Raw genomic sequence first — 12,076 nt, 5'->3', positions numbered from 1 at the left:
TTCGCCGGGCAATGGCGATTGCTTGTGCCACCTCGGCCATGATCGGCGAAGCCATGATTCCGGCCGAGAACCGAAGGCGGTCAGGCTTGCTCGCCCATATATTCGCGCAGCGTCTCGGGCGAATGGTTCTCGCCGATCGACATCGCCAGGATGCGCGAGATGTGCCGCCGCGGCAGCGCGGTTTCGGCTGCCCATTTGTTGAGTTGGGTCTGGATCTTGTCGAGATCCCGCTTCGAGGTCGGGCTTTCGGCGATATCGAGGCCGGCGTCCCGCAACGCGGCCGCCATGTCGGATGAGACGATGAAGGTGTCCCACTCCAGCCAGCGCAGGAAATACTGGCCAGTGTTGCCGCCGAGCCGGCTGCCGTGCTTGCCGAGATAGGCGGTGAGCCCGACCTGATCGTCGGCCGGCCATTCGGCGAGGAACTTGCCGAAGCTGCCATGCTCCTTCGAGACGCGGTCGACGAAGGCCGCATTGTCCCGAATGGATTTGATCTTTTGCGGGTTGCGCACGATGCGCTTGTCGGATGCCAGCTCGTGCCAGAAATCGTCCGGCTGGAACAGGAGCCGCTTCGGCTCGAAGCCGAGGAACGCCTCCTCGAAGCCCGGCCATTTCTGCTCGATGACGCGCCAGACGAAGCCGGCGGCAAAGATCCGCTCGGCCATGGTGGACAGGATGCGGTCGTCGGGGATTTTCGCCACCGCCTGATTGTCGGGCATCGGTCCAAGCAGCGACGCCAGCGCCTCTTCACCACCCTTGCGCTTTGCCGCCCGGGCACGAATCTTCTGGAAATCGGCCATCTCTGCCCTCGCCTGTTCCGACCAATCTATCACTTCCCGTTCTGGCCGACAGCCTCTACCTCTATGAGCAATTCCAGGAAAAAGTGCGCCGCGGTTTTCCGTCCGGAATTGCGTGAAAAATGCGGGCCTGACGATGGAGAGGACGATGAACAAGACGGTCGAGGATCTGGCGAACCGCTGGCTGAAGCGGAAGCCTGACGGTCTTAGCGCCCTGGAGAGCCGGGTGCTGCAAAGCGCTATCGATCGCACAACCGTCACCCGCGACACCAACAAGGCCGTCGCCTTTCACCAGACCTATGGCGACCGCATCGCCGACACCATCGCCAGGGTCGGCGGCTCATGGTCCTTCATTCTCGGCTTCATCGCCTTTCTGATCCTGTGGACCTTCGGCAATGCCTGGCTGCTGATGCGCGACGCCTTCGATCCCTACCCGTTCATCTTTCTCAACCTCGTGCTCTCCATGATCGCCGCCCTGCAGGCGCCGGTGATCATGATGTCGCAAAACCGGCAGACCGAACGCGACCGCATCGACGCCGCACACGACTACGAGGTCAACCTGAAGGCGGAGATCGAGATCATGGCCCTGCATGAGAAGCTCGACGAACTGCGCCACAGCGAGATCATCGGCATGCGTCACGAGATACTGCGCATGGCCGAGCAGATCAGGCGCATCGACGAGAAGCTCTCGGCGCGGCCGGCAAGCTGATGACCGAAGCCATCCACCGTCTCATCGAGCAATACGGGCTGGTCGCGGTCTTCCTGGGCTGCGTCGCCGAGGGCGAAAGCGCCGCCATCCTTGGCGGCTTCTTCGCGCATCAGCAGATATTCGTGCTCTGGCAGGCCTTCCTGGCCGCGTTTCTCGGCGCCTTCGCCGGCGACACGTTCTTCTTCACTCTCGGCCGCAGCTTCGCCGACCATCCCTATGTCGTCGGGCTGCGCAAGCGGCCCGGTTTCCGGCGCGCCTACCGGCTGCTCAACACCCACCCCAACATCTTTGTGCTGACCAACCGCTACGTCTACGGGATGCGCCTTGTCGGCGGCATCGCCGCCGGGCTGTCGACCGTTTCGGTGCCGCGCTTTGTCATCCTGAACGCCATCTCATCGGCGGTCTGGGCGGCCTTGTTCGGCACCGTCGGCTACGTCTTCGGATTGGGCGCGGAACGCATGGTCGGCCAGGCCTTCGCCCGTCACGAGCGCCTGCTGATTGCGCTGGCCGTTGGTCTAGGGGTGGCGATCCTTGCCTGGCTGGTCGCCCGCCACTTTGCCCGAAGGGAACGCGTCAAGGACGCGAGCGATGGTCAGGCAAATCGCTGATCAGAGGGCAGCGCCTATGATCAGATCGGCGCCCCTGCGATGCGCTCGATGACAGCGATGACCCAGACACCGGCGGCAATCAGAATCGAAAGCAGCACGGCGAGCGAGCCGCAGTCCTTGGCGAGCTGTATGTCGATATGGAACTCGCGGGAGATGGCGTCGCACGCCGCCTCGAGGCCGGTGTTGATCACCTCGACCACGATCAGGAGCAGAACCGCGCCGATCAGCAAGGCATAGCCGCGCCAGGATACCGAGATGAACCAGCCGGCCGGCAGGGCGAGCGCCAGGAGCATCAGCTCCTGCTGAAATGCTGTTTCGGTGGCCGCCAGCCTGCGGAAGGCCCGCACCGAATTGATAAAAGCGTCGATCAGCCGCTGCATGCCCAGCCCCGTTTCGAATCACAGTCAGGGGGATATCGCAACGTCCAGATCAAGGGAATAAGACAGCCGCCGCAAAAATCATTCGTCCGCGACCTTTATCGATGGCGTCGACTTCTCGAATTGCGGCAATCCGTCGTCGATCGCGTAGTAATCTCCCTTGTCGCCGACAAAGATATGGCTCTCGGCCGACAGACCGCTCGGCCTGTCGAACGAACCTGCCATGATCGAGATGGTGTCCAGTTCGTTGTGCTTCCAGAACAGCACCGAGCCGCAACTGCGGCAGAAGCCACGTTTCGCAACTTCGGAAGCGCCGTACCAGGTGAGCGCATCAGCTCCTTCTATGTCGATGTCGGCATCCTTCGAGGAAGTCGCGGCAACGAAATGGCCGGTCTGCTTGCGGCATTGCGAGCAATGGCAATAGACCACGCCGCGCAAAGGGCCCCTCGTCCTGAAGCGCACCGCTCCGCACAGGCACGATCCACTGTGATTTCCATCCATCCCGGCCTCCTCTTACATCGCTTGTCTCGATCGTTGCCGGACAGAATTCCAGCTTTCCGGTCGCCGGGCGCAGGCAAATGCGACACCGAAAAGCCACGTTTCAAAAGCCATGTCCGCTCCGGATTACAGCCTGTGGTAGCAGAGAGGATGAGGAAATGCAGGCCATTAAGGAAACTTTAGCGCAACTGCATCTATGATTCCTGCAAGCGAAGGTCGTGTTGGGGACACGCCCTCGCATTCACGATTCCGATTCAATCCCCGCGTGGGCGACTCCCGGTGGTGGCAGGTCTCCGGTCGCACTGAAGGGTAGTGAACAGACTATGCAGCCGGCAGCCGTCCCGACCGACAGGAATAGCGACATCGCCAGCGCCGTTGTGGCGACCATGCGCCAGCTTGGCGTGCTCGGCCTGCCGCGCAACTACGAGATCTTCTACGAGGCGCTGAGCGGCAGCAATCACGAGCTCAGCCTTGCCGTCGTCTCGCTGAGCAACCGGCCGACGCAGGAGGACCTCGACCACATCGGGCGCACTTTCTTCCCGCAGCACCACGGTCCTGCCATCGTCGAGCACGCCCGCGAGATGGTCGCCAAGGAGCTCGAGGACATCGCCGCGCTGTTGCGCAGCGAGCGCACCCATATCGAGAAATACGGCCGCATCCTCGACGAGACGTCGAGCGGCTTGAGCAATCGCAGCCTGCTTTCCCAAGACCTGCTGCAGAAGATCGCCGGCGCCATGTCGACCGCCACCAGCTCGACGCTGGACCACAACCGCCAGGTCGCCAGCACGCTCAGCGAAAAGACTGCGGAGCTCGAAAGCGTCAAGTCGAAGCTCGAGGAATACAAGCGGCTCGCCGATACCGATCCGCTGACCCAGATCTGGAATCGCCGCGCCTTCGACAAGGAAATCACCCGCATCTACAACAGCAACCGCGGTATCCTGTTCAATGCGCTCATCCTTGCCGACATCGATCGCTTCAAGGACATCAACGACCGTTACGGCCACCCGGTCGGCGACAGGATCATCCAGATCGTCGCCGAGATCTTTCAAACCAGCATCCGCGCCGACATGTTCGTGGCCCGTACCGGCGGCGAGGAGTTCGCGCTCATCGTCGAAGGCGCCAGCGAGGACGCCACTTACCAGATCGCCGAGCGCATCCGCGTGCTGATCGAACAGACCCCGTTCACCAGCAGCCAGACCGGGATGAACTACGGCACGGTGACGGTCTCGATGGGCATCTGCATGGCCTCCGAGGCCGACAGCCCCGAAGACCTCTACACCAAGGCCGACCGCGCGCTCTACCGCTCCAAGGTCAACGGCCGCAACCGCGTGACCAGGCATTCCACCATGGCCGGCCGTGCCGGCAAGGGCTGGCTGCTCTACAAGAAAGACTGATCGACGGGCGAACCCATCCTTCAGACCCGCCCCTTTCCAAATGAATTTTTGTGGACTATATTTTCCACAGAAATAAAAGGGTGCGCTAAATGCAACGTCCAGTCGCTGCCGCGACGGCGGCGGAGAATGCCGTCATCACCAAGGCCACGCTGCGCGCGGCCGACCTGCTCGACATCACCGCGAGAACACTGGCGCTGGTCATCGGCGTCTCGGAAGCGACGGTCTCGCGCATGCGCAAGCAGGAATTCCTGCTCGAGCGCGGCACCAAGCCGTTCGAGCTCGCGGTGCTGTTCGTCCGGCTGTTCCGCTCGCTCGACGCCATCGTCGGCGGCGACGAGACCGTCGCCCGGGCATGGCTGAAGAACCCGAACACGGCGCTCGACGGCATGCCGCTCGAAAAGATCCTGACCATTGCCGGACTTGTCGATGTCATCGCCTACCTGGACTCCCGACGCGCTCTCGTCTGAGGCCGTCAGGCTCGAAGGCAAGTATTGGCGGATGGTCGAGGCGCAACACCGCGTCTCGACGCTGAAGCTTGTCGACACGCTCGACGAGCAGGGCCTGCTGGAGGACCTCATCGAGGAGACCAAGCCGCAGATCCCGCTCGAATGCCGCCATCTTCATTATCTGCTCGCGACGCCCTTCCGCTACGGTTCTATCTATCCGTACGGCTCGCGCTTTCGCCGCGCGGGCAAGACGAAAGGCGTCTACTACGCCGCCGAGACGGTGCTGACGGCGGTGACGGAAATGGCCTTCTACCGCCTGCTGTTCTTCGCTGAATCGCCGCAGACGCAATGGCCGAACGACGCGGCCGAATACACGGCCTTTGCCGCTTTGATCAAATGCGAGAAGGCTGTCGACCTCACCCAGCCACCGCTCGACCGCGACGAGAAGGCGTGGACGCATCCGACCGACTATGCCGCCTGCCAGGCCATCGCCGACGTCGCGCGCGAAGCCGAGATGCAGGCGATCCGCTACCGCTCGGCGCGCGATCCGAAAGGCGCCAACATCGCGCTGCTGACCTGCAGGGGTTTCGCCAAGGCCAAGCCGTTGGAGCCTCACACCTGGCGCATTCGCATCGGCTCGCTCGGCGTCCAGGCGATCTGCGAATTCCCGGACAAGCGGCTCGAGTTCTCGCGCACCGCTTTTGCCGATCCAAGGCTGGCGACCATGCGCTGGGAGCGCGCACGTTAAGCTAAAATGTTGACGGCGCGCGCCGCCACCAGCGCGATTGTCAGCAGCGAGATCATCGCCTCGGCCATCATCAGCAGCTTGGCGCGCTGGCTGAGCGGCAAGGTGTCGGTCGGCGAGAACGCCGTCGCGTTGGTGAAGGCGAGGAACACGTAGTCGACGAAGCCGGGCAGCCAGTCCCGCGTTTCGCGATCGGGCAGCGTCATCTGCGGGAACAGGAAATCGGCATGCGCGCGCTTGACTAGGCCACAGGTCGGCGGGCCGCCGCGATCGGTGCTCCAGAACCATAGCGCGAAGACGATGACATTGGTGACCCAGATGTTCAGCGCATCGACGAGCAGCGTCGTGCCGGCGCCGGCATGGCCCTCGAGCAGCTTCTGGACCAGAAAGACCAGCGAGCCGCAATTCATGATGCTGATGACGCCGGTCATCACCAAGGCGGTGCGGCGAATGAAGACGCGAAACCGGCCGATCGCGTACCAATGTTCGTGGTCGACGGCGTTCTGCGTCGCCATTTGCGTCCAAGCCGTCGCGATCGACAAAGGCACGAGCAGCGCCGCCTCTATCGCAGGCGCAAGCCAGCGCGGACCGAACGACAGGTCGTTGATGACCAGAAGCTGCAGGCAGATGACGACGAGCACCGCCGCGCGCGCCGACCAGAAATCGATTGCGCGATGATGGATGATGGCGTGCTGGTGGCGCATGGTGGAACCTGAATCCTGCGCGCGGCCTCTCGGCCGCGGCGGCGACACCTCCACCTTAATCTTGGTCTCGCGATGGTCGCGTAACTATAAATTTTCGTAAGGTTTGGCTGACGTCGCCTCGCGGGACCGGTCCCAAACGAAAGAGCGCCGGATTTCCTCCAGCGCCCGGGTTCGATCGCCAGCAAGTGGCTTAAAAGCATGTCTCCCGAAAGTGGGCCCGGTTTCGGGACGAAGACATGCTTAAAATCAAGAACCTAAAGCGGGTCGCGTGGATCCTTTTTCGCGCGACCTGCTTTAGGCGCTGGCGGCCTGCTTGTGCTCGACCGGATGGCTCTTCTTCAGAAGGTCCGAGACCAGGAAGGCCAGCTCGATCGCCTGGTCGGCGTTGAGGCGCGGATCGCAATGGGTGTGGTAGCGGTCCTGCAGGTCTTCCGCCGTGATGGCGCGGGCGCCGCCGGTGCATTCGGTGACGTTCTTGCCGGTCATCTCGACATGGATGCCGCCCGGATGCGTGCCCTCGGCGCGGTGAACCTCGAAGAAGGTCTGCACTTCCTTGAGAATGCGGTCGAAGGGCCGCGTCTTGTAGCCGGCCGCCTCGATCGTGTTGCCGTGCATCGGGTCGGACGACCATACGACGTTTCGCCCCTCCTTCTTCACCGCCCGCACCAGCTTCGGGAGATGCTCGGCGACCTTGTCGGAGCCGAAGCGCGCGATCAGCGTCAGCCGGCCGGGCTCGTTCTCGGGATTGAGCAGGTCGATCAGTTCGAGCAGGCCGTCCGGCGTCAGCGACGGGCCGCATTTCAGGCCGAGCGGGTTCTTGATGCCGCGGCAATATTCGATATGCGCATGGTCGGGCTGGCGGGTACGGTCGCCGACCCAGATCATGTGGCCGGAGGTCGCGTACCAGTCGCCGGAGGTCGAGTCGACGCGCGTCAGCGCCTCCTCGTAGCCCAGCAGCAGCGCCTCGTGGCTGGTGTAGAAATCGGTCTCGCGCAGCGCGAAATTGGTTTCCGACGTTATGCCGACCGCGCGCATGAAATCCATCGTCTCGGTGATGCGGTTGGCCAGCGACTCGTATTTCTCGCCCTGCGGGCTGTCGGCGACGAAGCCCAGCATCCAGCGATGCACGTTTTCCAGGCTGGCATAGCCGCCCTGCGCGAAGGCGCGCAGAAGATTGAGCGTCGCCGCCGACTGGCGGTACGCCATCTCCTGCCGCGCCGGATCCGGGATGCGCGAGGAAGCATCGAATTCGATGCCGTTGATGATGTCGCCGCGATAGCTCGGCAGCGTCACGCCGGCCTTGGTCTCGTTGTCGGAGGAGCGCGGCTTGGCGAACTGGCCGGCGACGCGGCCGACCTTCACCACCGGCTGTGCGCCGGCGAAGGTGAGCACCACCGACATCTGCAGGAAGACGCGGAAGAAGTCGCGGATGTTGTCGGCGCCATGCTCGGCAAAGCTTTCGGCGCAGTCGCCGCCCTGGAGCAGGAAGGCTTCGCCGGCGGCGACCGCCGCCAGTTGCTTCTTCAGCTTGCGCGCCTCACCGGCAAAAACCAGCGGCGGATAGGTGGCGAGCCGCGCTTCCGTGGCCCGCAGCGCCGCAAGGTCCGGGTAGGCCGGAACCTGCTTGATCGGCTTTGCTCTCCACGAATTCGGCGACCATTTCGTCATCGCTGCACCCAACGCCCTTTCAGAGCAATCCCAGGAAACGGTTTCCCGTCCGGAATAGCGTCAATAACAAGCAGGCGCCCTCGCCTGCAAAATCTGCCCTGTACCCAGGATCGCGGCTCCTTACACGAAGCCGATTTCCTATTCTAGCCGGGAATTTCAGCAGTGGCGAATGCCTTGGCCACCCGAGGTAGGTCGAGATTCAGGTCAGGCCGAGCCGAAAATGGTGGTTTCCGAGAACCGGAGCGGAGCGTACTTGAAAGTACGTGAGCACCGGACGCGCAGGAAATCGCCATTTGCAGGCCGGCCTCACCTGAATATCGACCTGCCTTAGGCGGCTTTGTCGACCAGCCGCGCCAACTGCGTCATCACAACCGCGGAGCCGGCCAGGCGTTTCTCCGCGTTCGGCCAGTCGCGGATGAAGACGACGCTGTGGTCGGCCCTGATCTTGGCCAATGAGCCCTGCTCGCCGATGAACTTGACCAGCCCGACCGGATTGGGGAATTCGCGCTTGCGGAAATGGATGACCACTCCCTTGGGGCCGGCGTCGAGCTTCTCGACATTGGCCCTGCGGCAGAGCGCCTTGATGAAGACGATCTTCAGAAGATGCGTCACCTCTTCCGGCAGCGGCCCGAACCGGTCGATCAGCTCGGCGCCGAAGCCATCGATCTCCTCGGTGGTTTCGAGATCGCCGAGGCGGCGATAGAGCGCCATCCTGAGCTGCAAATCGGGCACATAGCTTTCCGGGATCATCACGGCGGTGCCAACGGCGATCTGCGGCGACCAGCCGCCATCCTGCACTTCGCCCGAATCCTTCACCTCGGCCACAGCCTCTTCCAGCATCTGCTGGTAAAGCTCGAAACCGACCTCCTTGATGTGGCCGGACTGCTCTTCGCCCAGCAGATTGCCGGCGCCCCGGATGTCGAGATCGTGGCTGGCAAGCTGGAAGCCGGCGCCGAGCGTGTCGAGCGACTGCAGCACCTTCAGCCGCCGCTCGGCGGTGTCGGTGAGCTTGCGGTTGGCCGGCAGCGTGAACAGCGCATAGGCGCGCACCTTGGAGCGGCCCACACGACCGCGCAGCTGATAGAGCTGCGCCAGGCCGAACATATCGGCGCGGTGGATGATCAGTGTGTTCGCCGTCGGGATGTCGAGGCCGGATTCGACGATGGTCGTCGACAGAAGCACGTCGTACTGGCCGTCGTAGAAAGCGTTCATGATGTCGTCGAGCTCGCCGGCCGGCATCTGGCCATGGGCGACCGCCACCTTCAGCTCCGGCACGGATTCTCTCAGGAAATCATGGATTTCCGAAAGATCGCTGATGCGCGGCACCACATAGAAGGAGTGGCCGCCGCGATAGCGTTCGCGCAGCAGCGTCTCGCGGATGACCAGCGTATCGAAGGGCGAGATGAAGGTGCGCACCGCCATGCGGTCGACCGGCGGCGTGGCGATCAGCGACAGTTCGCGCACGCCGGTCAGCGCCAGCTGCAGCGTGCGCGGGATCGGCGTCGCCGACAGCGTCAGCACATGCACGTCGTTCTTCAGCTCCTTCAGCCGCTCCTTGTGCTTGACGCCGAAATGCTGCTCCTCGTCGATGATCAGCAGGCCGAGATTCTTGAACGAAATCGAAGACCCGAGCAACGCATGGGTGCCGACGACGACGTCGACCGTGCCTTCGGCGACACCCTTCTTGGTTTCGGCCAGTTCCTTGGAACCGACCAGGCGCGAGGCCTGCGCGATGCGGATCGGCAGGCCGGAGAAGCGCTGCGAGAAGGTCTTGAAGTGCTGCCGCGACAACAGCGTCGTCGGCACGACGACCGCGACCTGGAACCCTTCCAGGGCCGCGATGAAGGCGGCGCGCAGCGCCACTTCCGTCTTCCCGAAACCGACGTCGCCGCAGACCAGCCGGTCCATCGGCTTGCCAGCGCCAAGATCGTCCATCACGGAATCGATCGCCGTCTGCTGGTCGTCGGTTTCCTCGTAAGGAAAGCGTGCCGCGAACTCGCCATAGAGGCCTTCGGCCGGGATCATGGCGGGCGCCGCGCGCATCTGCCGCTCGGCGGCGATGCGGATCAACTGTCCGGCCATGTCGAGCAGGCGTCGCTTCAGCCGCGCCTTGCGCGCCTGCCAGGCGCCGCCGCCGAGCTTGTCGAGTGGGGCCTCGGCCGAATCCGAGCCATAGCGCGACAGAAGCTCGATGTTTTCCACCGGCAGGAACAGCCGGTCGTCGCCGGCATAGTGGATTTCCAGGCAATCATGCGGCGCGCCCACCGCTTCGATGGTGCGCAGGCCGATAAATCGCCCGATACCGTGATCGGTATGGACGACAATGTCGCCCGACGACAGCGACGAAGCCTCGGCGATGAAGTCGGACGCGCGCTTCTTGCGCTTCGCGCGGCGGATCAGCCTGTCGCCAAGGATGTCCTGCTCGGCGACGACGAGCAGCTTGTCGGTCTCGAAGCCGGATTCGAGCGGCAGCACGGCAAGCCCCGCCTGCCCCGTCTCCAGCTTTTCAACCTCGGCAAGCGTGGCGACGGGCTTGAGGTTGCCGAGATGGTGTTCGGCGAGGATCTGACCAAGACGGTCGAGCGAGCCTTCGGTCCAGCCGGCGACGATAACCCGGCGGCGCGCTGCACGCTCGTCGGCAATATGCTTCACCACCACGTCGAAGACGTTGGTGTTCGGGTCGGCGCGCTCCTCGGCGAAGCTGCGGCCATGCCGTGAGCCGGCATGAAAGACCTTCTTGGCTCCGACATCCGGCGCATCGAAGACGGTGAAGTCGATGTCCTCGCGCGGGCCAAGCGAAGCCCTGAGGTTCTCCGGCGACAGATAGAGCAGGTCCGGCGCCACCGGCTTGTAGGGCACCGCGTCCTTGAGCGCGGCGTCGGCCTGCTTGCGGCGCGCCTCATAGTGGTCGAGGATCAGCGTATGGCGCTCGGCCAGCGCCTCATGCGCCAAGTGATCAAAGACGACAGGCGCATCCGGCAGGTAGTCGAAGACGGTTTCCAGCCGCTCGTAGAAGAAGGGCAGCCAATGCTCCATGCCGGCAAAACGCCGGCCTTCGCTGACCGCGGCATAGAGCGCATCGTCGCGCGACGGCGCGCCGAAGGCCTCGATATAGGAGCGGCGGAAGCGGCTGATCGTCTCCGGCATCAGCGCCACTTCGCTCATCGCCTGCAGCGCCATCGACTTGCGCTGCCCGGTGGTTCGCTGGGTCGCGACGTCGAAGACACGGATCGATTCCAGCGTGTCGCCGAAAAAGTCGAGCCTCAGCGCCTCGCTCCAGCCGGGCGCGAACAGATCGAGGATGCCGCCGCGCACCGCGAATTCGCCAACGTCGCGCACGGTCGGCACGCGCTCGAAACCGGAATTCTCCAGCCGCGCGATCAGCACGTTCATGTCGATCTGGTTGCCGGGCTTGGCATGGAAAGTCTGCGCTTCGATCAACGCGGCCGGCGGAATGCGCTGCAGGAGCGCATTCGCCGTTGTGAGGATCACGGCGCGATGCGGCTTCCTGGCGAGCGCAATGATGGCGGAAAGCGCATCGAGCCGCCGCGCTGCGGCATCCGCGCCCGGCGAAACACGGTCGTAAGGCAGGCAGTCCCAGGCCGGCAGTTCGAGCACCGGCAGGCCGGGTGCCGCAAAGGCCAGCGCCTCGATGATCGCCGGCAGCCGCTGGCCGTCGCGCGCGACGAACAGCACCGGCTTGTCGGGCGCGATCTCGTGCGCGGTCCGCACCAGTGCGAAAGCTTCGTAGCCGTCGGCGACGCCGTCGACGATGAACTGGCCGGCGCGGCCCTTGGGCAGGCCGATGGAAGGAATGAGGCTCATCGATATGCGTTTTTCAAAATGTCATGGTCCGGCGCGACGCCAGGATCTTTTGCAGCACCGTGCAATCGATATCGGGCGGAACCGGACGTTCGCCGGTGACCATCGGCAGGAATTCAGTGTCGGGGATTTCGAGGAGCTTTTCATATTGGTCGATTTCGTCGCCGGTCAAGGCGCCGATCTCGGCATCGGCGAAGGAACCCAGGATCAGGTCCATCTCGCGCATGCCGCGATGCCAGGAGCGGAACAGGAGCTTGCGGCGGCGGGCGTCCAGCCCCTCGCTTGATCGCTGTGTTCCGGTCATCGCG

12 protein-coding genes are annotated in these 12,076 nt (G+C 63.7%); 5 read left to right on the top strand and 7 right to left on the bottom strand.

The genetic code is table 11. The annotated features are described in order from the left end of the window. Nucleotides 1-80 precede the first annotated feature (80 nt). Nucleotides 81-800 (bottom strand): DNA-3-methyladenine glycosylase I, encoded by a 720-nt coding sequence (locus EJ071_RS22845; protein ID WP_126099897.1) that lies wholly within the window; start codon nucleotides 798-800, stop codon nucleotides 81-83. A 145-nt stretch (nucleotides 801-945) separates the two neighbouring features. On the opposite strand from EJ071_RS22845, the gene EJ071_RS22840 reads away from it, so the two are divergent. Next, the gene (locus tag EJ071_RS22840; RefSeq protein WP_126099896.1) at nucleotides 946-1,506 is read left to right on the top strand and encodes a DUF1003 domain-containing protein; all 561 of its coding nucleotides are present in this window, start codon (nucleotides 946-948) and stop codon (nucleotides 1,504-1,506) included. Beyond that, nucleotides 1,506-2,114 carry a DedA family protein gene (locus tag EJ071_RS22835; protein WP_126099895.1) on the top strand — a complete coding sequence of 203 codons (609 nt, stop codon included), beginning with the start codon at nucleotides 1,506-1,508 and terminating at the stop codon, nucleotides 2,112-2,114. The genes EJ071_RS22840 and EJ071_RS22835 overlap by 1 nt, the downstream gene beginning before the upstream one ends. 20 nt (nucleotides 2,115-2,134) lie before the next feature. Here the strand turns inward: EJ071_RS22835 and EJ071_RS22830 are convergent, their stop codons facing one another. Continuing rightward, nucleotides 2,135-2,494: a diacylglycerol kinase gene (locus EJ071_RS22830; RefSeq protein ID WP_126099894.1), complete on the bottom strand. Its 360-nt coding sequence runs from the start codon at nucleotides 2,492-2,494 to the stop codon at nucleotides 2,135-2,137. 78 nt (nucleotides 2,495-2,572) lie between these two features. Continuing rightward, nucleotides 2,573-2,992: a GFA family protein gene (locus EJ071_RS22825; RefSeq protein ID WP_126099893.1), complete on the bottom strand. Its 420-nt coding sequence runs from the start codon at nucleotides 2,990-2,992 to the stop codon at nucleotides 2,573-2,575. 320 nt (nucleotides 2,993-3,312) lie between these two features. Between EJ071_RS22825 and EJ071_RS22820 the strand changes: the two genes are divergently transcribed. The 3 genes from EJ071_RS22820 to EJ071_RS22810 all read left to right on the top strand — a co-directional run bounded on the left by EJ071_RS22820 (nucleotide 3,313) and on the right by EJ071_RS22810 (nucleotide 5,577). Then, nucleotides 3,313-4,383 carry a GGDEF domain-containing protein gene (locus EJ071_RS22820; protein ID WP_126099892.1) on the top strand — a complete coding sequence of 357 codons (1,071 nt, stop codon included), beginning with the start codon at nucleotides 3,313-3,315 and terminating at the stop codon, nucleotides 4,381-4,383. An 89-nt stretch (nucleotides 4,384-4,472) separates the two neighbouring features. Beyond that, nucleotides 4,473-4,850, top strand: a complete 378-nt coding sequence (locus tag EJ071_RS22815) for an antitoxin Xre/MbcA/ParS toxin-binding domain-containing protein (RefSeq protein WP_126099891.1) — start codon at nucleotides 4,473-4,475, stop codon at nucleotides 4,848-4,850. Continuing rightward, a complete protein-coding gene (locus EJ071_RS22810) occupies nucleotides 4,810-5,577 on the top strand; it encodes an RES family NAD+ phosphorylase (protein WP_126099890.1) in 768 nt (255 codons plus the stop codon). The genes EJ071_RS22815 and EJ071_RS22810 overlap by 41 nt, the downstream gene beginning before the upstream one ends. On the opposite strand, the gene EJ071_RS22805 is transcribed toward EJ071_RS22810, so the two are convergent. The 4 genes from EJ071_RS22805 to EJ071_RS22790 all read right to left on the bottom strand — a co-directional run bounded on the left by EJ071_RS22805 (nucleotide 5,574) and on the right by EJ071_RS22790 (nucleotide 12,072). Further along, nucleotides 5,574-6,278 (bottom strand): hypothetical protein, encoded by a 705-nt coding sequence (locus EJ071_RS22805; protein WP_126099889.1) that lies wholly within the window; start codon nucleotides 6,276-6,278, stop codon nucleotides 5,574-5,576. The two genes, EJ071_RS22810 and EJ071_RS22805, sit on opposite strands and share 4 nt — an antisense overlap. A 294-nt stretch (nucleotides 6,279-6,572) precedes the next feature. Beyond that, on the bottom strand, nucleotides 6,573-7,946 hold the full coding sequence (locus tag EJ071_RS22800) for a 3-deoxy-7-phosphoheptulonate synthase class II (RefSeq protein WP_126099888.1): 1,374 nt from the start codon (nucleotides 7,944-7,946) through the stop codon (nucleotides 6,573-6,575). Between the two features lie 327 nt (nucleotides 7,947-8,273). After that, the gene (gene mfd, locus EJ071_RS22795; RefSeq protein ID WP_126099887.1) at nucleotides 8,274-11,771 is read right to left on the bottom strand and encodes a transcription-repair coupling factor; all 3,498 of its coding nucleotides are present in this window, start codon (nucleotides 11,769-11,771) and stop codon (nucleotides 8,274-8,276) included. Between the two features lie 13 nt (nucleotides 11,772-11,784). Beyond that, a complete protein-coding gene (locus EJ071_RS22790) occupies nucleotides 11,785-12,072 on the bottom strand; it encodes a succinate dehydrogenase assembly factor 2 (protein ID WP_126099886.1) in 288 nt (95 codons plus the stop codon). Nucleotides 12,073-12,076: the final 4 nt, after the last annotated feature.

The sequence above is a fragment of the Mesorhizobium sp. M1B.F.Ca.ET.045.04.1.1 genome (assembly GCF_003952465.1).
In the GTDB taxonomy this organism is placed as follows: domain Bacteria; phylum Pseudomonadota; class Alphaproteobacteria; order Rhizobiales; family Rhizobiaceae; genus Mesorhizobium; species Mesorhizobium shonense.
Note: the sequence above shows the minus strand (reverse complement) of the source record. Positions and strands in the feature narration are given on the sequence as shown.